The sequence below is a fragment of the Pseudomonas reidholzensis genome (genome assembly GCF_900536025.1).
GTDB lineage: Bacteria > Pseudomonadota > Gammaproteobacteria > Pseudomonadales > Pseudomonadaceae > Aquipseudomonas > Aquipseudomonas reidholzensis.
In genome coordinates this window covers 616,066-633,069 of the sequence record NZ_UNOZ01000013.1, presented here as the reverse complement: position 1 = coordinate 633,069, position 17,004 = coordinate 616,066, and the positions used below count along the sequence as shown (strand labels likewise).

The following is a 17,004-nucleotide window of genomic DNA, read 5'->3' as shown; positions in this document are numbered from 1 at the left end:
TCACTGCCGCGATATGGCGGCCAAGGCGAAGCTATGTCTCAAGCAAAGGAACGCCCGATCTTGTTCAGCGGGCCAATGGTCCGCGCCATTCTGGAAGGACGGAAGACTGTCACACGGCGCGAGATCAAGCCCAGCATGCGGAGCGCTGATAGCAGCTTCGAGCTTCACCAGCAGGAAGACGAGTCTTGGCGCCCCATGCACACTTTTGACGAGAGCTGCTTGGATGCCAAAGGCACCGAGCACCCAATTGTATGCCCGTATGGCCAGCCAGGTGACCGGCTGTGGGTGCGCGAGGCCTGGCTGGCAGATGCTCAACTCGACTCGATCGCGCCGCGCGAACTGAGCAAGGGCGAGCCAGTTTTTTATCCGGCAGATGGCAGCATCCGGCAGACGGGATGCGCAATGCTCTCGCAGGGCCGAGGGCGGCCATCGATCCACATGCCGCGCTGGGCCAGCCGCATCCTGCTGGAAATCACCGCAGTGCGCGTCGAGCTGCTGCAGGACATCAGCGAGAAGCAAGCCGAAGCAGAAGGCGTGGATTTCCTTCGGCACGTACCAGACGCAGACGAGACGCTCACCGCCGCCCAGTTATTCGAGTGCCTCTGGAGCAGCATCAACGGCGATGAGTCGTGGAGCGGAAACCCATGGGTCTGGGCGGTCGAGTTCAAGAGGATCGAGCCATGACCGGCCCAAACGACCCAATACGCACGGCCACACGCGGCCTCCTCGACTGGGACGAGCTTCTCGCGGTTTTAGTCCTGATCGGTCTGCTGGTGTTCGTCACTGGGGCCGGCCGCGAGCAGCAGCCCAAGTGCGAGCCGGTCATCCAGCTACAGGCCGGCAACCAGCGCCAGCTCTCCCCGCACGAACAGCAGGACAACGGACCTACACCCGCACTGGCGCCTGGGCGCTGGATTGATGAGAGGTACCAGCTGTGACTGAACTCCAAGAGCTGCTGCTCGCCGCCAAGGCTGCCGGTATTGAAGTTGAGCCTTGCACCTGCAGCGATCCGAAATGGCCGCTGCGCATCCGGGGTAAGTCGGGCACCAGGGCGCACTGGAATCCAAGCATCAACGACGGCGACGCTTTCAAGCTGGCCATTGATCTTGGCATCCAGATCCATGTTGAAGGATCTGGCGAATCCGAAGCCGTCTGGGCGGACGACACCATGGTCTGGGTAGATAGCGAGCATGCGCACGGCGATCGCCGGAAGGCCGCTCGCACGGCAATCGTCAGCGTTGCCGCGCAGCGCGGAGAGCAGATGCCATGACCGAACTCATCGAAGTGAAGACAGCAGACCTGGTCGGCGAGGCGCTGGGATGGGCGGTAGGCAAGGCCGAAGGGCTGGACCTGCACCTGGCCGAGCCCAGCTACAACGGAGTGCCCTGGCGAGTGTTCGCCCGGTACCGCGCCACGGTGACCGAGCGTACTGAGCGGTACAACCCATGGGAGGACTGGGCGCTGGGCGGGCCGCTGATTGATCGCGTTGACCCGGAAGAGCGGCGAGCCCCCAAAGTCCTGGGCGGTGGCCGGTGTGCAGAGGTGTGGATCGAGCTTGATGGCGGCGATGCCCGCGTGGGATTCGGTCGGGGTGAAACCCGCCTCATCGCAGCGTGTCGCGCGTACGTCGCCGCCAAGATCGGCGATACCGTTCAGGTGCCGACGGAGCTATGCCAATGACTATCAACAAAGAAAAGCTGAAGGCCTTGGCCGATCGTGTAGCAGTTGATCGGCGCTTCTGCGCTGACGAACACCACCGCGAGCTTGCTGCCGGAGTTAAAAGCCTGCTGGCCGAGATCGAGGAACTGAAAGGTCTTCGCCCTGAGTGGCCGCCACGGCCTCCCAATGGAGAAGGTCTTCCTCGCTACGGCCTCCGCTGGAACGGGCCGCAGCAGCCATTGGCCGTACCTATGGTGGATGGTTATTGGACGCCATGGCACCTGGCCGAACGGCTGCGGGAAGAACGCGACGGCCTGCTCGAAGCCGGAGCCCATCTGCTGTAACCCCTCCCCCTACAACTCAAGCCCGCCGACACTCGCGGGCATGGAGAGCTATTGCCATGACGAAAGAAGAACTCGCCGCGCAGTTGAACGGCCTCGAATACCCAACCCGCATCCCCGGCACGCTGATCATCGCGGCACAGAGCGCCGGCCTGGTGATCCTCTGCGGCGCCAGCGACGACCTGATGGAGTTCTACGGTGCTCGCCGTGAAGAAATCGGCTGCTACGACGGCGGGATGGCTTTCGTCGATGCTGACGGTGTACTGCCTGATCGCGATTGCGTGGATGGCGATGAGGAGGTCGCCGAGTACGTGCACCGGCAAAAATCAGCCAAAACCATCGAGGCCCTGTGGAGCAAGGAGGACGGCTACAGCTGGACCTACAAGACCGATATCCCCCATGCCACTTTCGAGGTGGTCGAGGACGGCGCGCCTTACTGCCGCGGGATCGTGTTCGCCCTGGCCGACGCGGCCTGACCACCAACCTGCCGCCACCGGCGGCATGGAGACCAACATGGCGAATGCCACAGCAGCAAAGCCCTCAAGCATTCAGCCACGGTTCATCCGGTTCGGCGATGCGCCTGGGTACCTCGGCATGTGCCGGGACGAATTCAACAAGACGGTCAGGCCAAGCGTCCGGGAATTCCCGATCGGGAAACAGGGCGTGGCCTTCGACCGGCAGGAGCTCGATGAGTGGGCAGACGCCTACATCGAGGCGAAGGCGATTGAAAAAGCCACCGGACAGGACAACAATCGGCCCCGCAGCGAGCGCCGAGGAGATGATACATGGCGCGAAAAACGATTACCGGGCTCTACGAGAAAGGCGGTGTCTGGCAGATCGACAAAGTCTACAAAGGCGAGCGAATTCGAGAAAGTACTGGAACTGGTGACCGGGAAGAAGCAGAGCAGTACCTGATCCACAAGCTGGAAAAGCTGCGACAGCAGAAGGTCTACGGGGTGCGGCAGATTCGAATATGGGAGGAAGCCGCAATGCGCTACCTCCTTGAGGTCAAGGATCAGCCATCCATTCACCTCACCGCACTGTGCATGAAGCAGCTCCACCCATACCTGGGCCACCTGCCGCTGACGCACATTGACGACCAGGCGCTGGAGCCATTCATCCGTGACCGCCAGACAGAGAAGGTGCTGCCTGACGGGTCCATTGAGAAGGCCGTGAGCAACAGAACGATCAACATCGCGATTGAGCGAGCAGTTCGGGTTCTGACCCTCTGCGCGCGAAAGTGGCGGGATGATGACCGGCGCCCTTGGCTGGACAGCGTGCCAATGCTGAAAAAGCTCGAGGAGAAGAAGTCGAGCAGGAAGCCCTACCCGATGTCATGGGAAGAGCAGTCGATCCTGTTTGGCGAATTGCCTGGCCACCTGCAAACGATGGCTCTGTTCAAGGTGAACACAGGCTGCCGGGAGCAGGAGGTTTGCAAGCTCAGATGGGATTGGGAGATATCGGTGCCGGAACTTGGGACCAGTGTTTTCCTGATCCCCGCTGACTTCGGCGGGAGACACGCCCGGTCGGGCGTAAAGAATGGCGACGAGCGCCTGGTGGTGCTCAACAGCGTGGCCAAGTCGATCATTGAGCGGCAGCGCGGGGTCAGCAAGGAATGGGTTTTCCCATACAACGGCACCGCGATGCACCGGATGAACGACTCCGCTTGGAAGAAGGCTCGGGTGAGAGCGGCGAAACTCTGGCAGGAGGAAAACCTTCGCCCCGCTCACCCTGGGTACGCCTCGATCAGGATTCACGATCTGAAGCACACCTTCGGCCGCCGACTGCGGGCCGCGGGCGTTACTGAAGAAGATCGGAAGTCACTGCTCGGGCACAAGAACGGCAGCATCACCAGTCATTACTCCGGCGCTGAGCTGGGCAAGCTGATTGAGGCTGCGAACATGGTATCAACAACGGACTCGCGTGGGCCGGTGCTGACGATATTGAAGAGGAAAATCGGATGATGTCCCGAAAAAGTCCCCATATGCAGAAATGAAAAAGCCACCCGAGGGTGGCTAAGTCACTGAATATATTGGTCGGGACGGAGTGATTCGAACACTCGACCCCTTGCACCCCATGCAAGTGCGCTACCGGGCTGCGCTACGCCCCGACTGGGCTTGAAGCATGTTCTCGATCTTGCTGAGAACGAAGAAGAATTTACCCTAACCTTTTGATTAATGAAAGCTTTTTTTCAAAAAACTTTCCACTCGTCGGATCAGCTCACTTCTTCAACACCACCAGCACATCCTCCAACTCGACAATCATCTGCCGGATCAGCTGCTTGTACTGGCTCGACTCATCCTTCACCTCATCACTGGAAAGCCGCAACCGCGCCCCGCCAATGGTGAAGCCCTGGTCGTACAGCAACGCGCGAATCTGGCGGATCATCAGCACGTCTTGGCGCTGGTAATACCGCCGATTGCCCCGCCGCTTGACCGGGTTCAGCTGTGGGAATTCTTGCTCCCAATAGCGCAACACGTGCGGCTTCACCGCGCAGAGCTCGCTGACTTCACCAATGGTGAAGTAGCGTTTGCCCGGGATGGGGGGCAGCTCGTCGTTATGGCTTGGTTCCAGCATAGGCCTCTACCCGGGCTTTCAGCTTCTGCCCTGGACGAAAGGTGACGACGCGGCGTGCGGTGATCGGGATCTCTTCCCCTGTCTTGGGGTTGCGGCCCGGCCGCTGGCGTTTGTCGCGAAGGTCAAAGTTGCCGAAACCGGACAACTTGACCTGCTCGTTGTCTTCAAGCGCGTGGCGGATCTCTTCGAAAAACAATTCGACGAGTTCCTTCGCCTCACGCTTGTTGAGCCCCAGCTCCTCGTACAGCCTTTCGGCCATCTCAGCTTTCGTCAGAGCACCCATGCCGTTATTTCCTTAACGTGGTGTTCAACCTTTGTTCGAGCGAGGTGAGGATCGTCTGCAGGGTGGCATTCACCTCATCGTCATTAAGAGTGCGCGATGGATGCTGCCAGGTCAAGCCGACCGCCAGGCTTTTTCTATCAGGATCAATGCCTTTACCCTGGTAGACATCAAACAGCCTGAGGTCTGTGAGCCATTCGCCTGCATTGTCACGAATTAATTCAAGTACCGCGCTCGAAGCCACATCACGACCTGCGATCAACGCCAGGTCACGCCGCGTTTCCGGGAACTTGGACAGCTCGCTGAATTTCGGCAGGTTGCCTTCGACCACGTCCTCGAGCACCAGCTCGAAAACGAATACCGGGCGGTCCAGGTCCAAGGTCTTGGCGAGCTCTGGGTGGATGGCGCCGAGGTAGCCGACTTCCTTGCCGTCGCGCTCGATACGGGCGGTCTGGCCGGGATGCAGGGCTGGGTGCTTGCCGGCGACGAAGGTGAACTGGTCCAGTGCACCGGAGTAGCCGAGCAGCGCTTCTACGTCAGCCTTGACGTCGAAGAAGTCGATGCCATCACGGGCGTTGGCCCAACCTTCCGGCAGGCGGGTGCCGGTGACGACGCCGGCGATCATCGGCTGCTGCTTGAGGTCGCCGAGTTGGCCGACAAAGCGTTGGCCGCTCTCGAACAGGCGCACGCGGTCCTGCTGGCGGTTGAGGTTGTGCTGCAGGGCTTTGACCAGGCCGGGCCACAGCGAGGCGCGCATGGCGGCCATGTCGCTGGAGATCGGGTTGGCCAGCAGCAGCGGCTCGACGCCAGGGCTGAACAGCTCGAACAGTTTCGGGTCGATGAAGCTGTAGGTGATCGCCTCCTGGTAACCGCGGGCCACCAGCAGGCGGCGCAGGGTCGGCAGCTCGCCGCGGGCTTCCGGGGCGGCTTTCGGCGCCAGGCGGGCTTGCGGGTAGCGGACCGGCAGGTGGTTGTAGCCGTACAGGCGAGCCAGCTCTTCGATCAGGTCGACTTCGAGGCTGATGTCGAAGCGGTGGCTTGGCACGGTGACGGTCCACTGCCCTTCCCCACTGCGGGTGGTGGTCAGCTCGAGGGCGTTGAGCAGCTGCTCGACCTGGGCCGGGTCCATCTGCATGCCGAGCATCTGGGTGATGCGTTCGTCGCGCAGGGTGATCGGCTCGACCTTGGGCAGGTGCTGCTCGCTGACGCTTTCGATGATCGGGCCGGCTTCGCCGCCGACGATCTCCAGCACCAGGGCGGTAGCGCGCTCCATGGCTTCGCGGGCCAGATGGGCGTCGACGCCGCGCTCGTAGCGGTGCGAGGCATCGGTGTGCAGGCCGTAGGAGCGGGCCTTGCCAGCGACGGAAATCGGCTCGAAGAAGGCGCTCTCAAGGAACAGGTCGCGGGTCTTCTCGGTGTTCACGCCGCTGTGCTCGCCACCCATCACGCCGGCAATGGCCAGGGCGCGGGTGTGGTCGGCGATGACCAGGGTGTCGGCACGCAGGGCGACTTCCTGACCGTCGAGCAGGACGATCTTCTCGCCCTCTTCGGCCATCCGCACGCGGATGCCGCCGTTGATTTCGGCGAGGTCGAAGGCGTGCATCGGCTGGCCGAGCTCGAGCATCACATAGTTGGTGATGTCGACGGCGGCGTCGATGCTGCGTACGTCGGAGCGGCGCAGGCGCTCGACCAGCCACAGCGGGCTTGGCTTGGACAGGTCGACGTTGCGGATGACGCGGCCCAGGTAGCGTGGGCACGCAGCCGGCGCGGACACTTCGACCGAGCGCACTTCGTCATGCGCAGCCGGCACGGCAGGCACTACCGGGCGGGTGACCGGGACGTCGTACAGGGCGCTGACGTCGCGGGCCAGGCCGGCCAGCGACAGGCAGTCGCCGCGGTTCGGGGTCAGGCCGATCTCGATGCTGGCGTCGTCGAGGTTGAGGTACTGGCGAATGTCTTCGCCGACCGGTGCGTCGGCCGCCAGTTCGAGCAGGCCGTCGTTTTCTTCGCTGATCTGCAGCTCAGCCGCCGAGCAGAGCATGCCGAACGACTCGACGCCGCGCAGCTTGGCCTTCTTGATCTTGAAGTCGCCCGGCAGTTCGGCGCCGATCATGGCGAACGGGATCTTGATGCCCGGGCGCGCATTGGGGGCGCCGCAGACGACCTGGAAGGTCTCCTGGCCGTTGCTGACCTGGCACACGCGCAGTTTGTCGGCGTCGGGGTGCTGCTCGGTGCTCAGCACTTCGCCAACGACGATGCCGCTGAACTGGCCAGCCGCCGGGGTGACGCTGTCGACTTCGAGGCCGGCCATGGACAGACGAGCGACCAGCTCGTCACGGGAGACGTGCGGGTTGACCCAACCGCGCAGCCACTGTTCACTGAATTTCATGCTGTTCTCCTGAAAGTTGCGTCGATTAGTGGCCTAGCGGAATTGCGCCAGGAACCGCAGGTCGTTGTCGAAGAACAGACGCAAATCATTGACGCCGTAACGCAGCATGGCCAGGCGCTCGGCGCCCATGCCGAAGGCGAAGCCCTGGAACTCTTCAGGGTCGATGCCGGACATGCGCAGCACGTTCGGGTGGACCATGCCGCAGCCCATGACTTCCAGCCAGCCGGTCTGCTTGCAGACGCGGCAGCCTTTGCCAGAACACATCACGCACTGGATATCGACTTCAGCGGACGGCTCGGTGAAGGGGAAGAACGACGGACGGAAACGCACGTCCAGTTGCTTCTCGAAGAACACCCGGAGGAATTCTTCGATGGTGCCCTTGAGGTCAGCGAAGTTGATGTCGCGATCGATCAGCAGGCCTTCGACCTGGTGGAACATCGGCGAGTGGGTGATATCCGAGTCGCAGCGGTAGACGCGGCCCGGGCAGACAATGCGGATCGGCGGCTGGGTCGACTCCATGGTCCGTACCTGCACCGGCGAGGTGTGGGTACGCAGCAGCATGTTGGCATTGAAATAGAAGGTGTCGTGCATCGCCCGGGCCGGGTGGTGGCCGGGGATGTTGAGCGCTTCGAAGTTGTGGTAGTCGTCTTCGACCTCAGGGCCTTCGGCGATGCCGTAGCCGATGTGGGTGAAGAACTGTTCGATGCGCTCGAGGGTACGGGTGATCGGGTGCAGGCCACCGGTGGTCTGACCACGACCTGGGAGGGTCACGTCGATGCATTCGGCTGCCAGGCGAGCGCTGAGCTCGGCCTCTTCAAAGGCCGCCTTGCGTGCGTTGAGCACGACGGTGACGCGTTCCTTGGCGTCGTTGATCAGCGCGCCGACCTTGGGGCGCTCGTCGGCTGGCAGGTTGCCCAGGGTCTTCATCACCTGGGTCAGCTCGCCCTTCTTGCCGAGAAATTGAACCCGGATCTGTTCCAGGGCATTGATGTCTTCAGCGCGCTCCACGGCTTCCAGGGCTTGGGAGACCAGCGCATCCAGGTTTTCCATGTACAGACTCCAGATACGAAAATAGGGGAAGAGCTTTGAAGGCTCTTCCCCTATCGATGACGTTCAACACCCAGCGACGCGAGCGCCGCCGGATGATTGTCGTGGGTACTTAAGCCAGAACGGCTTTAGCTTTCTCGACAATCGCAGCAAACGCCGCTTTTTCGTTCACTGCCAGGTCAGCCAGAACTTTGCGGTCGATTTCGATCGACGCTTTTTTCAGGCCAGCGATCAGGCGGCTGTACGACAGACCGTTGACGCGAGCACCAGCGTTGATACGAGCGATCCACAGAGCGCGGAACTGACGTTTTTTCTGGCGACGGTCACGGTAGGCGTATTGACCAGCCTTGATGACAGCCTGCTTGGCAACACGGAATACGCGCGAGCGTGCACCGTAGTAGCCTTTGGCCAGTTTCAGAATTTTCTTGTGACGCTTACGAGCGATTACGCCGCGCTTTACACGAGCCATGAGTAATTTCCTCTATCTAGACCAGAATTAACGAACGCGCAGCATGCGCGCGACTTTTGCCACGTCGGACGGGTGCAGCATGCTGCTACCACGCAATTGACGCTTACGCTTAGTCGACATTTTGGTCAGGATGTGGCTCTTGAAAGCGTGCTTGTGCTTGAAGCCGGTCGCCGTTTTCAGGAAACGCTTCGCTGCACCGCTCTTGGTTTTCATTTTTGGCATGTTCGGAACTCCGCATTGGGTGGATAAACATAACTGCAAGGCCTGCCGTGCCCTGGTAGTTATTTCTTCTTCTTGGGGGCGATGACCATCATAAGCTGGCGTCCTTCCATCTTAGGATGCTGCTCAACGGTGCCGTATTCGATCAGGTCAGCTTCAACCCGCTTCAACAGCTCCATGCCCAGCTCCTGGTGGGCCATCTCACGACCACGGAATCTCAGAGAGATCTTGGCCTTGTCCCCATCACTTAGGAAACGTATCAGGTTGCGTAGTTTTACCTGATAATCCCCATCCTCCGTCCCTGGACGAAACTTGATTTCTTTGATCTGGATGATCTTCTGGTTTTTCTTCGCTGCAGCCTGCTGCTTTTTCTTCTCGAACAGGCTTTTGCCGTAGTCCAAGACCTTGCAGACAGGGGGTACGGCGTCAGCAGAAATCTCTACCAGATCCAGCTTCGCTTCTTCAGCGATACGAAGCGCTTCTTCGATCGAGACGATGCCCAGCTGCTCACCGTCAGCACCAATTAACCGAACCTCGCGTGCCGAGATATTCTCGTTGATCGGGGCTTTCGGTACAGCTCGTTTATCGTTTCTCATATCACGCTTAATAGTCATTACTCCGATTCTTGGCGACCACGCCGGGAAACCGCATGCGCAAGGAGCTCAGCGAATTGGGCGACGGGCATGGAGCCCAGGTCTGCGCCTTCGCGAGTACGCACAGCGACGGTTTGCGTTTCGACTTCACGGTCCCCTATAACCAAAAGGTACGGGACCTTGAGCAAAGTATGCTCGCGGATTTTAAAGCCGATCTTCTCATTTCTCAAGTCGGACTTGGCACGGAAACCGCTGTCGGTCAGGTTTTTTTCCACCTCGAGGGCAAAATCGGCCTGTTTGTCGGTGATATTCATGATCACCGCCTGGGTTGGCGCCAGCCAAGCTGGGAACACACCGGCATAGTGCTCGATGAGCATGCCGATGAAACGCTCGAACGAACCGAGGATGGCGCGGTGCAGCATTACCGGACGCTTGCGGGCGTTGTCTTCGGCAATGTAGCTGGCGTCCAGACGCTCTGGCAGGTTCGGATCGTACTGCAGGGTACCACACTGCCAGTTACGGCCGAGGCAATCGCGCAGGGTAAATTCGATTTTCGGGCCGTAGAAGGCGCCCTCGCCCGGCTGGTATTCCCACTCCAGGCCCGATTCGTTGAGTGCGTCGGCCAGGGCGGTTTCGGCGCGATCCCACAGCTCTTCGGAGCCTACGCGCTTGGCCGGCCGGGTCGACAGCTTCATGGCGACATCGGTGAAGCCGAAGTCTTTATAGACGTCGAGGGTCAGCTTGATGAAGTCAGCGGCTTCTTTTTTGACCTGGTCTTCGGTGCAGAAGATGTGCGCGTCGTCCTGGACGAAGCCACGCACCCGCATGATGCCGTGCAGGGCACCGGACGGCTCGTTACGGTGGCAGGCACCGAACTCGGCCAGGCGCAGCGGCAGGTCGCGGTACGACTTCAGGCCCTGGTTGAACACCTGTACGTGGCACGGGCAGTTCATCGGCTTGACCGCGTAGTCGCGGCTTTCCGACGAGGTGGTGAACATGTTCTCGGCGTAGTTGGACCAGTGGCCGGAACGCTCCCAGAGGATGCGGTCGACGACTTGCGGGGTCTTGATCTCGAGGTAGCCGTTGATGCGCTGAACGGTGCGCATGTACTGCTCGAGCACCTGATAGACGGTCCAGCCGTTCGGGTGCCAGAAGACCATGCCAGGCGCTTCTTCCTGGAGGTGGAACAGGTCGAGCTGCTTGCCGATCTTGCGGTGGTCGCGTTTTTCGGCTTCTTCGATGCGCTGGATGTAGGCGGCCAGCTGCTTCTTGTCAGCCCAGGCGGTGCCGTACACGCGTTGCAGCTGCTCGTTCTTGGCATCGCCGCGCCAGTAGGCGCCGGACAGCTTGGTCAGCTTGAATGCCTTGAGGAAGCGGGTGTTCGGCACGTGCGGACCGCGGCACATGTCTACGTATTCTTCGTGGTAGTACAGGCCCATGGCCTGCTCGTCCGGCATGTCTTCGACCAGGCGCAGCTTGTAGTCTTCGCCACGGCTCTGGAACACGTCGATGACTTCGGCGCGCGGGGTCATCTTCTTGACGACGTCGTAGTCCGTCTCGATCAGCTGCTGCATGCGCTTTTCGATGGCGGCGAGGTCGTCCGGGGTGAAGGGACGCTCGTAGGCGATGTCGTAATAGAAGCCTTCGTCGATCACCGGGCCGATGACCATCTTGGCGGTCGGGTACAGCTGCTTCACTGCGTGGCCGATCAGGTGGGCACACGAGTGACGGATGATCTCCAGTCCCTCTGCATCTTTAGGGGTGATGATCTGCAGGGTGGCATCGTTGCTGATCACGTCGCACGCATCGACCAGCTTGCCGTCGACTTTACCGGCCAGGGTGGCCTTGGCCAGGCCTGCGCCAATAGAAGCAGCGACTTCGGCTACGGATACGGGGTGATCGAACGAACGTTGACTGCCATCGGGAAGAGTAATAGTGGGCATGGCGCCTCCTCTCCTAGTGGTGACCCCTACCAAAGGTCACGTGGGTTGGGATGAGCCAGTACAAGATCCGACCTGCCTTCCCCGCGGGGAAGCCTGCCTCACAGTGGCAGAAGCTTTTCAGCTTGCCAGGGACGAACCAGAGTGACTGGAGGTAAAAAGGGTTTGCGTGCCGTACACGGCCAAACGCAAGCCGAGCATGCTAGCACGCAGCTTATAAGGCAGGCATAAAATTTTGGAAAATCGGTTCTAAGGGTGAACTTGTCAGGAAAAACGCCCCTCAGACCTTAGGAAGCATTCTACTCTTCATGAGACCTGACCCAAGGAGTGTGCGGTTATGCGATTTCAGTCTCTTCTGGCCCTGGCCACCGCTGGTGCCCTGCTGCTGCCATTGGCCGCGACCGCTGGCGATTTCCCGGCCGGCAAGGAAGCTGCCTACATGACTCAATGCCAGCAGGTGGCCACCGGCCAGGGCGTGGACGCCAATACGGCCAAAAAACACTGCGATTGTGGCGCAAAAGCCATCAAGAAGAATTTCAGCGACGAAGAAATCAAGGATCTCGACAGCCAGGACGGGGTCGACGCAAAATTGATGCAGAAGGCGCAAACCGTGGTCCAGCAGGCCTGCAAGGCCCAGTGACGACCCCCATTTTGCGGGCCAAAGCATTTTTATTTGCGTTGGATCATCATATTCCTCAGGTAAAAGGCGCGACATCCGCAGAATTAGACTATGATGTACCAGGCGCTCGTAGCTTCGGCCGCATCAGCACCGATAAAAATCATGTTTCTGGAGATTCACCCCATGTCCAATCGCCAAACCGGCACCGTCAAGTGGTTCAACGATGAAAAAGGCTTCGGCTTCATCACTCCTCAAGGCGGCGGCGACGACCTGTTCGTACACTTCAAAGCCATCGAATCCGACGGCTTCAAGAGCCTGAAAGAAGGCCAGACTGTTTCCTTCGTCGCCGAGCGCGGCCAGAAGGGCATGCAGGCTGCACAGGTTCGTCCGGAGTAATTCGGATAGTTGTAGAAAAACCCGCCCTTGTGGCGGGTTTTTTTATGCCTGGGATTTGCTCAGCGCCCGGGCAGTGAGGCCCCTATCGCGGGCAAGCCCGCGCCTACAGAGCTTTGTAGGAGCGGGCTTGCCCGCGATAGGGGCCAGCACGATCAACCGCAGTTGACGCGCACCACCTTGCCCTGCTCGTCCACGTTCAGGTTCAGCCGCTCGGAGCGGTATTCCAGGGTAATCACGTCATGCGGGGTCAGAATGCGCGCCATCTGCGAGCCACTGGCCGTACGCGCCTGCTCGAGCAGCGCCGGGGTGCCCGGCTTGCCGACCGCAAAACCAGCGCCACTGGCATCACAACGGCCATCGTTACCAGCCGGCGCAGCCGCAGCATCGCCACCACCGCCCGAAGCACCGCCAGTGCTGCAACCAGCCAGGACTACAGCCACCAGCAGGGTCGCCAGGGAAGCACGGGTACGGAACATGAATCCTCCTAATCATCATGGGAACTGCCTTATGCGACAGTTCCACGCAAAGTTCGTTGCAAAACCGTCCGAGTCTGCCTGATTCGCCCCTTTGAAGCGAAGCGCCAATCGTGACCGGATTTTGCGCCGCACCGTTAGTTTGTCACGGCGCGCCTGTTATGCCTAAGTCGCAGGGCTCTTGACGCGCAGGCATGGTTTACTGCAATAAGTGGAGCGCAGCATGCCTCCCCACGAACGCCAGGGTCAGGTGTTCGCCTCACAAGCCCGAGCCGCAACGAGAATTATCCATGAGCAGCCACACCATCGATGCCGATATCAAGGTCAAATGGGCCGAAGGCCAGAGTGCGTACAGCCCTGGCACGCCAGAGGAGTTGCTGCTGATTGCGGTCGACCTGCTGGTGCGCGACCGCGGCAGCGAGGCGACGCGCAGCTTTATCGAACAGGTGCTCGAGCGCTACGCGCCGCACGCGGCTATTGCAATCGAGCCAGGCGCTCGCTGAGCAGGTCGAACAGGCCCTGGGCGTCGCCCTCGTTGACCCACAGGACATTGGCCGGCTGCTTGAGCACGCCGTACCAGTCGGGGACGGTCTGGCCGAAGCTTGGGCCTTCGCGGCTGTCGATGCTGAGGTGCACCTGCCGGCCACTGAACAGCTCGGGTTTGAGCAGATAAGCAATGACACTGGCGTCGTGCACCGGGCCGCCCGGCATGCCGTACAGGTCCATGTCGTGCTTTATATAGGCGTTGAGAATATCCACCACCTGCCGGCTGGCGCGGTTGTTGACCGCGGCCAGCTGTTTCAGGCGCGCGTCGCTGGTGAGTAGCTTGTGGGTGACGTCGAGCGGCAGGTAGGTGAGCTTGACGCCGCTGGCCAGCACCACTGCGGCGGCGTGCGGGTCGGCGTAGAGGTTGAACTCGGCGGCCGGGGTGATATTGCCGCCGTTGAAGTGCGCGCCACCCATGACCACCACTTCTTTAATGCCATTGGCGATGTCCGGCTGCTGGATCAGCGCCAGAGCCAGATTGGTCTGTGGGCCGAGCATGGCGACGGTGATGCTGTGCGGCTCGGCCTTGGCCAGGGTGTCGACCAGGTACTGCACGGCGTTGCCTGGGGCCAGGGGTTGCTTGGGTTCGTGGACGGGGACGCCGGTGAGGCCTTCTTCGCCGTGTACTTCGGCGGCGTAGATCGGCGGGCGGACCAACGGGCGGCCGGCACCGGCGTACACCGGGATGTCTTCGCGGCCGGCCCATTCGCGGGCCAGGCGGGCGTTGCGCGAGGTCTTGTCGAGCCGCACGTTGCCGGCGACGGTGGTGATGGCGCGGATGTTCAGTTCGTTGGGCGAGGCCATGGCCAGGAACAGCGCCACCAGGTCATCGGCGCCGGGGTCGGTGTCGATGATCAGCTCGCGCGGGGCGGCCTGGAGGGTGGCGGCGCTGAGGGTGGACATGAGGATGACTCCTTGCAGCAGACGTTTGAGCATCGGGGCACTCCTGTGCCTTGGGTGGAGGATTCGGGGGCCGCTTTGCGGCCCTTTCGCGACACAAGGCCGCTCCCACAGGGGGATCGCGCATGGCTCGGAGACGGCGCCGGACCTGTAGGAGCGGCCTTGTGTCGCGATCGAGGGCGCAGCCCTCGCCTACGGTCTTCAGTCAGAAGGTAACGCCCGCGATCAGCGCGATATTGCTGTAGGGCTTGCACTCCCCCGTACGCACGATCACTTTCGCCCGCCCGCTCAGCGCTTTGAATTCGTTGTGCGGCATGCGCTCGCGCCCACCCAGCAAGCCCTGGCCAAACAAGGCCTCGACCTCGGCCAATCCCGGCGGCGCGACCTGGAATATCTCTTCAGCCAGCACATGCCGCTCGACCTGCATCTCGCTGACCACCACCCGCAGCACACTGGCAAAATCAGGCAGCCCCGGCGTCACCGCCAGATCGATCAGCTCGACACCAGCCGGCACCGGCAAACCGGCATCGCCAATCACCAGGATGTCGCCATGCCCTAGCCCGGCAATCGTGCGCGACAGGGCAATATTCAGCAGCGCGGTCTTCTTCACGGCTGCACCTCCGCCAGATAAGGAATCGAAGGCTGCGCCCCGGCACGGGTCACCGACAACGCCGCCGCCCGCTGGCCAAAGGCGATGGCCTCGCCCTCCCCCATCCCACGCGACAATGCCGCAGCAAAGCCACCAATGAACGTGTCACCTGCTGCGGTAGTGTCCAGCGCTTTGACCTGCGGCGCCGGGAAGTGCTGGCTGCCTTGCGCGGTAACGAACAACGCGCCCTGCGCACCCAAGGTCACGATCACCTTGCCCGCCCCAAGCGCGAGCAACCGTTCGGCAGCGCGCTCTGCACTGGCCTTATCAGTCACCGGCAGCCCGGTCAGCGCCTCGGCCTCGCTTTCATTAGGCGCGAGGTAGTCGATATGCGCAAACCACTCCGCCGGCAGCGGCCCCGTGGCCGGCGCCGGGTTGAGAATCACGGTCTTGCCCAGCTCACGGGCACGGGCCAAAGTCCAGGCCACCGTCGGCAGCGGCACTTCCAGTTGGCAGATGACGATGTCGGCCGCTTGCAGCAACGCATCGAAGCGCTCCACCGACTCAGGCGTCAGCAAGCCGTTGCCACCCGGGATAATCACGATGGCGTTCTGACTGGCCGCATCCACCACGATCAGCGCCACGCCACTGGACACCCCGTCACACACACTCACCGCCTGGCAATCGATACCCTCGACGTGCAACGCCTGACGCAGCTGCTGGCCATAGGCGTCATCGCCGACGTTACCGATCATCGCCACGCTACCGCCCAACCGCGCCACCGCGACCGCCTGGTTGGCGCCCTTGCCGCCCGGTACGGTGAAAAAGCTGTCGCCGGCCAGCGTCTCGCCGCCGCGCGGCAGGCGCTCGGCGCGGGCGACGAGATCCATGTTGAGGCTGCCGACCACTACTACCTTGGCATGCATGGGAGTTCCTTAACGGTAATCATTGAACAGATCAGGGCGCGGCCCGGTGGATTCACGCATGACGATGCGCGGTGCGACGATGCGTTGCTCGGCCTGGGTCGCCTCCTGGCGCGGCTTGGCGATGCGCGACAGCAGCAGCTCGGCAGCGCTTTCACCCAGTTCGCGGATCGACTGGCCGACCGTGGTCAGCGGCGGGTACACGTAGCGGCTCAGCTCGATGTCGTCGAAGCCGATCACCGACAGCTCGCCCGGCACGCTGATATTGCGCTCCGCAGCGGCGCGCAGAACGCCAAAGCCGATCATGTCATTGCCGGCAAAAATCGCCGTCGGCCGTGGGCCGTCGAGCAGGCGCACCGCCGCGGCGTGGCCGCCAGGGCTGGTGAAGTCGCAGTGCAGCACGCGGTTGTCGGCAACCTGCGCGCCGGCCTCGGCCAGCGCGCGGCGATAGCCCGCCAGGCGCAGCTGGGTGACGCCGGTCTCGGCCGGGCCGCCGATGTAGGCGATGTCGCGATGGCCGAGTTCGAGCAGGTGCTGGGTGGCTAGGTAAGCCCCCTGCTCGTGATCGATGCGCACGATGTCGGCGTTCACACCCTCGAGCGCGCGGTCGACGATGACCATCGGCGTGCGCACGCAGGCCAGGCTTTGCAGCAGGTCGCTGTCCTCGCCCACCGACGCGACCACCAGGCCGTCGATGCGTTTTTCGAGCAGCACACGCAGGTAGCTGCGCTGCTTTTGCGGGTTATCGTCGGAGTTGCAGAGGATCACGCAATAGCCGTTGCGCTCGCAGCTGTCCTCGATGCCCCGCGCCAGTTCGGCGAAGTACGGGTTGACGCTGTTGGGCACCAGCAGGCCAATGGTGGCGGTGCTGCGCGCCTTGAGCGAGCGGGCGACGGCGCTGGGCACGTAGTCGAGCTCGACGATCGCGGCCTCGACCTTGAGCCGCACCTGCTCGCTGACCGGGCGGGTCTTGTTCAGTACATGCGACACCGTGGTGTAGGAAATACCCGCGAGTGCCGCGACATCTTTGATGGTTGCCATAGC

The 17,004-nt window shown here is 61.8% G+C and carries 24 protein-coding genes and 1 tRNA gene; 11 read left to right on the top strand and 14 right to left on the bottom strand.

The genetic code is table 11. The features are described 5' to 3' along the window. Positions 1-33 precede the first annotated feature (33 nt). From CCOS865_RS11045 to CCOS865_RS11015, 8 genes are read left to right on the top strand one after another with little or no spacing between them, the layout of a single operon-like run. Complete coding sequence (locus tag CCOS865_RS11045; RefSeq protein WP_119140629.1) at positions 34-684, top strand: hypothetical protein; 651 nt, start codon at positions 34-36, stop codon at positions 682-684. After that, positions 681-938, top strand: coding sequence for a hypothetical protein (locus CCOS865_RS11040; protein WP_119140627.1), 258 nt, complete (start codon positions 681-683; stop codon positions 936-938). The genes CCOS865_RS11045 and CCOS865_RS11040 overlap by 4 nt, the downstream gene beginning before the upstream one ends. Next, a complete protein-coding gene (locus tag CCOS865_RS11035; protein ID WP_119140625.1) occupies positions 935-1,270 on the top strand; it encodes a hypothetical protein in 336 nt (111 codons plus the stop codon). The genes CCOS865_RS11040 and CCOS865_RS11035 overlap by 4 nt, the downstream gene beginning before the upstream one ends. Beyond that, positions 1,267-1,680, top strand: coding sequence for a phage protein NinX family protein (locus tag CCOS865_RS11030; protein WP_119140623.1), 414 nt, complete (start codon positions 1,267-1,269; stop codon positions 1,678-1,680). The genes CCOS865_RS11035 and CCOS865_RS11030 overlap by 4 nt, the downstream gene beginning before the upstream one ends. Beyond that, positions 1,677-2,003, top strand: a complete 327-nt coding sequence (locus CCOS865_RS11025; protein ID WP_208644517.1) for a hypothetical protein — start codon at positions 1,677-1,679, stop codon at positions 2,001-2,003. The genes CCOS865_RS11030 and CCOS865_RS11025 overlap by 4 nt, the downstream gene beginning before the upstream one ends. 56 nt (positions 2,004-2,059) lie before the next feature. Further along, on the top strand, positions 2,060-2,476 hold the full coding sequence (locus tag CCOS865_RS11020; RefSeq protein ID WP_119140621.1) for a hypothetical protein: 417 nt from the start codon (positions 2,060-2,062) through the stop codon (positions 2,474-2,476). Between the two features lie 37 nt (positions 2,477-2,513). Continuing rightward, positions 2,514-2,915 carry a hypothetical protein gene (locus tag CCOS865_RS28425; RefSeq protein WP_244216083.1) on the top strand — a complete coding sequence of 134 codons (402 nt, stop codon included), beginning with the start codon at positions 2,514-2,516 and terminating at the stop codon, positions 2,913-2,915. Then, positions 2,801-3,964 carry a tyrosine-type recombinase/integrase gene (locus tag CCOS865_RS11015; protein ID WP_244216093.1) on the top strand — a complete coding sequence of 388 codons (1,164 nt, stop codon included), beginning with the start codon at positions 2,801-2,803 and terminating at the stop codon, positions 3,962-3,964. Before CCOS865_RS28425 ends, CCOS865_RS11015 begins: the two co-directional genes overlap by 115 nt. 69 nt (positions 3,965-4,033) lie before the next feature. Here CCOS865_RS11015 and CCOS865_RS11010 read toward each other — a convergent pair. The 9 genes from CCOS865_RS11010 to thrS form a co-directional block, all read right to left on the bottom strand. Further along, positions 4,034-4,110 (bottom strand) — tRNA-Pro (locus tag CCOS865_RS11010). 110 nt (positions 4,111-4,220) lie between these two features. Next, entirely contained in the window at positions 4,221-4,577 is a 357-nt protein-coding gene (locus CCOS865_RS11005) for a MerR family transcriptional regulator (protein WP_008100384.1), read from the bottom strand. Beyond that, positions 4,558-4,860: an integration host factor subunit alpha gene (gene ihfA, locus CCOS865_RS11000; RefSeq protein WP_009394049.1), complete on the bottom strand. Its 303-nt coding sequence runs from the start codon at positions 4,858-4,860 to the stop codon at positions 4,558-4,560. The genes CCOS865_RS11005 and ihfA overlap by 20 nt, the downstream gene beginning before the upstream one ends. Before the next feature lie 4 nt (positions 4,861-4,864). Continuing rightward, complete coding sequence (gene pheT / locus CCOS865_RS10995) at positions 4,865-7,246, bottom strand: phenylalanine--tRNA ligase subunit beta (RefSeq protein ID WP_119140617.1); 2,382 nt, start codon at positions 7,244-7,246, stop codon at positions 4,865-4,867. A 33-nt stretch (positions 7,247-7,279) separates the two neighbouring features. Further along, on the bottom strand, positions 7,280-8,296 hold the full coding sequence (gene pheS, locus CCOS865_RS10990) for a phenylalanine--tRNA ligase subunit alpha (RefSeq protein WP_119140615.1): 1,017 nt from the start codon (positions 8,294-8,296) through the stop codon (positions 7,280-7,282). Between the two features lie 109 nt (positions 8,297-8,405). Further along, complete coding sequence (rplT, locus tag CCOS865_RS10985; RefSeq protein ID WP_043860801.1) at positions 8,406-8,762, bottom strand: 50S ribosomal protein L20; 357 nt, start codon at positions 8,760-8,762, stop codon at positions 8,406-8,408. A gap of 27 nt (positions 8,763-8,789) precedes the next feature. Continuing rightward, entirely contained in the window at positions 8,790-8,984 is a 195-nt protein-coding gene (gene rpmI, locus CCOS865_RS10980) for a 50S ribosomal protein L35 (protein ID WP_028696462.1), read from the bottom strand. 59 nt (positions 8,985-9,043) lie between these two features. After that, complete coding sequence (gene infC, locus CCOS865_RS10975) at positions 9,044-9,595, bottom strand: translation initiation factor IF-3 (RefSeq protein WP_208644516.1); 552 nt, start codon at positions 9,593-9,595, stop codon at positions 9,044-9,046. Next, positions 9,595-11,517: a threonine--tRNA ligase gene (gene thrS / locus CCOS865_RS10970; protein ID WP_119140613.1), complete on the bottom strand. Its 1,923-nt coding sequence runs from the start codon at positions 11,515-11,517 to the stop codon at positions 9,595-9,597. Before thrS ends, infC begins: the two co-directional genes overlap by 1 nt. Before the next feature lie 334 nt (positions 11,518-11,851). On the opposite strand from thrS, the gene CCOS865_RS10965 reads away from it, so the two are divergent. After that, the gene (locus CCOS865_RS10965; protein ID WP_119140611.1) at positions 11,852-12,154 is read left to right on the top strand and encodes a hypothetical protein; all 303 of its coding nucleotides are present in this window, start codon (positions 11,852-11,854) and stop codon (positions 12,152-12,154) included. Between the two features lie 162 nt (positions 12,155-12,316). Then, positions 12,317-12,529 (top strand): cold-shock protein, encoded by a 213-nt coding sequence (locus tag CCOS865_RS10960; protein WP_012273095.1) that lies wholly within the window; start codon positions 12,317-12,319, stop codon positions 12,527-12,529. 152 nt (positions 12,530-12,681) lie between these two features. On the opposite strand, the gene CCOS865_RS10955 is transcribed toward CCOS865_RS10960, so the two are convergent. Continuing rightward, a complete protein-coding gene (locus CCOS865_RS10955) occupies positions 12,682-13,005 on the bottom strand; it encodes an I78 family peptidase inhibitor (RefSeq protein ID WP_119140609.1) in 324 nt (107 codons plus the stop codon). Between the two features lie 287 nt (positions 13,006-13,292). Here CCOS865_RS10955 and CCOS865_RS10950 point away from each other — a divergent pair, with 287 nt between their 5' ends. Beyond that, positions 13,293-13,505, top strand: a complete 213-nt coding sequence (locus tag CCOS865_RS10950) for a hypothetical protein (protein ID WP_119140607.1) — start codon at positions 13,293-13,295, stop codon at positions 13,503-13,505. On the opposite strand, the gene CCOS865_RS10945 is transcribed toward CCOS865_RS10950, so the two are convergent. From CCOS865_RS10945 to CCOS865_RS10930, 4 genes are all read right to left on the bottom strand, one after another. Further along, the gene (locus CCOS865_RS10945) at positions 13,477-14,484 is read right to left on the bottom strand and encodes a nucleoside hydrolase (RefSeq protein WP_119140605.1); all 1,008 of its coding nucleotides are present in this window, start codon (positions 14,482-14,484) and stop codon (positions 13,477-13,479) included. The two genes, CCOS865_RS10950 and CCOS865_RS10945, sit on opposite strands and share 29 nt — an antisense overlap. 169 nt (positions 14,485-14,653) lie before the next feature. After that, positions 14,654-15,058 carry a D-ribose pyranase gene (gene rbsD, locus CCOS865_RS10940; protein WP_119140603.1) on the bottom strand — a complete coding sequence of 135 codons (405 nt, stop codon included), beginning with the start codon at positions 15,056-15,058 and terminating at the stop codon, positions 14,654-14,656. Further along, positions 15,055-15,963 carry a ribokinase gene (rbsK, locus tag CCOS865_RS10935; RefSeq protein WP_119140601.1) on the bottom strand — a complete coding sequence of 303 codons (909 nt, stop codon included), beginning with the start codon at positions 15,961-15,963 and terminating at the stop codon, positions 15,055-15,057. The genes rbsD and rbsK overlap by 4 nt, the downstream gene beginning before the upstream one ends. A 9-nt stretch (positions 15,964-15,972) precedes the next feature. Continuing rightward, positions 15,973-17,001, bottom strand: coding sequence for a LacI family DNA-binding transcriptional regulator (locus CCOS865_RS10930; RefSeq protein WP_119140599.1), 1,029 nt, complete (start codon positions 16,999-17,001; stop codon positions 15,973-15,975). Between the last annotated feature and the right edge of the window lie 3 nt (positions 17,002-17,004).

What these genes read in the sequence shown, in the direction of transcription:
- infC (WP_208644516.1), bottom strand. Translation starts at nt 9,595, where the DNA reads ATGACTATTAAGCGTGATATGAGAAACGATAAACGAGCTGTACCGAAA.
- CCOS865_RS11025 (WP_208644517.1), top strand. Translation starts at nt 1,677, where the DNA reads ATGACTATCAACAAAGAAAAGCTGAAGGCCTTGGCCGATCGTGTAGCA.
- CCOS865_RS28425 (WP_244216083.1), top strand. Translation starts at nt 2,514, where the DNA reads ATGGCGAATGCCACAGCAGCAAAGCCCTCAAGCATTCAGCCACGGTTC.
- rpmI (WP_028696462.1), bottom strand. Translation starts at nt 8,984, where the DNA reads ATGCCAAAAATGAAAACCAAGAGCGGTGCAGCGAAGCGTTTCCTGAAA.
- ihfA (WP_009394049.1), bottom strand. Translation starts at nt 4,860, where the DNA reads ATGGGTGCTCTGACGAAAGCTGAGATGGCCGAAAGGCTGTACGAGGAG.
- CCOS865_RS11005 (WP_008100384.1), bottom strand. Translation starts at nt 4,577, where the DNA reads ATGCTGGAACCAAGCCATAACGACGAGCTGCCCCCCATCCCGGGCAAA.
- CCOS865_RS11045 (WP_119140629.1), top strand. Translation starts at nt 34, where the DNA reads ATGTCTCAAGCAAAGGAACGCCCGATCTTGTTCAGCGGGCCAATGGTC.
- pheS (WP_119140615.1), bottom strand. Translation starts at nt 8,296, where the DNA reads ATGGAAAACCTGGATGCGCTGGTCTCCCAAGCCCTGGAAGCCGTGGAG.
- CCOS865_RS11040 (WP_119140627.1), top strand. Translation starts at nt 681, where the DNA reads ATGACCGGCCCAAACGACCCAATACGCACGGCCACACGCGGCCTCCTC.
- CCOS865_RS10965 (WP_119140611.1), top strand. Translation starts at nt 11,852, where the DNA reads ATGCGATTTCAGTCTCTTCTGGCCCTGGCCACCGCTGGTGCCCTGCTG.
- CCOS865_RS11030 (WP_119140623.1), top strand. Translation starts at nt 1,267, where the DNA reads ATGACCGAACTCATCGAAGTGAAGACAGCAGACCTGGTCGGCGAGGCG.
- thrS (WP_119140613.1), bottom strand. Translation starts at nt 11,517, where the DNA reads ATGCCCACTATTACTCTTCCCGATGGCAGTCAACGTTCGTTCGATCAC.
- rplT (WP_043860801.1), bottom strand. Translation starts at nt 8,762, where the DNA reads ATGGCTCGTGTAAAGCGCGGCGTAATCGCTCGTAAGCGTCACAAGAAA.
- rbsK (WP_119140601.1), bottom strand. Translation starts at nt 15,963, where the DNA reads ATGCATGCCAAGGTAGTAGTGGTCGGCAGCCTCAACATGGATCTCGTC.
- CCOS865_RS10950 (WP_119140607.1), top strand. Translation starts at nt 13,293, where the DNA reads ATGAGCAGCCACACCATCGATGCCGATATCAAGGTCAAATGGGCCGAA.
- CCOS865_RS11020 (WP_119140621.1), top strand. Translation starts at nt 2,060, where the DNA reads ATGACGAAAGAAGAACTCGCCGCGCAGTTGAACGGCCTCGAATACCCA.
- CCOS865_RS10930 (WP_119140599.1), bottom strand. Translation starts at nt 17,001, where the DNA reads ATGGCAACCATCAAAGATGTCGCGGCACTCGCGGGTATTTCCTACACC.
- pheT (WP_119140617.1), bottom strand. Translation starts at nt 7,246, where the DNA reads ATGAAATTCAGTGAACAGTGGCTGCGCGGTTGGGTCAACCCGCACGTC.
- CCOS865_RS10955 (WP_119140609.1), bottom strand. Translation starts at nt 13,005, where the DNA reads ATGTTCCGTACCCGTGCTTCCCTGGCGACCCTGCTGGTGGCTGTAGTC.
- CCOS865_RS10945 (WP_119140605.1), bottom strand. Translation starts at nt 14,484, where the DNA reads ATGCTCAAACGTCTGCTGCAAGGAGTCATCCTCATGTCCACCCTCAGC.
- CCOS865_RS10960 (WP_012273095.1), top strand. Translation starts at nt 12,317, where the DNA reads ATGTCCAATCGCCAAACCGGCACCGTCAAGTGGTTCAACGATGAAAAA.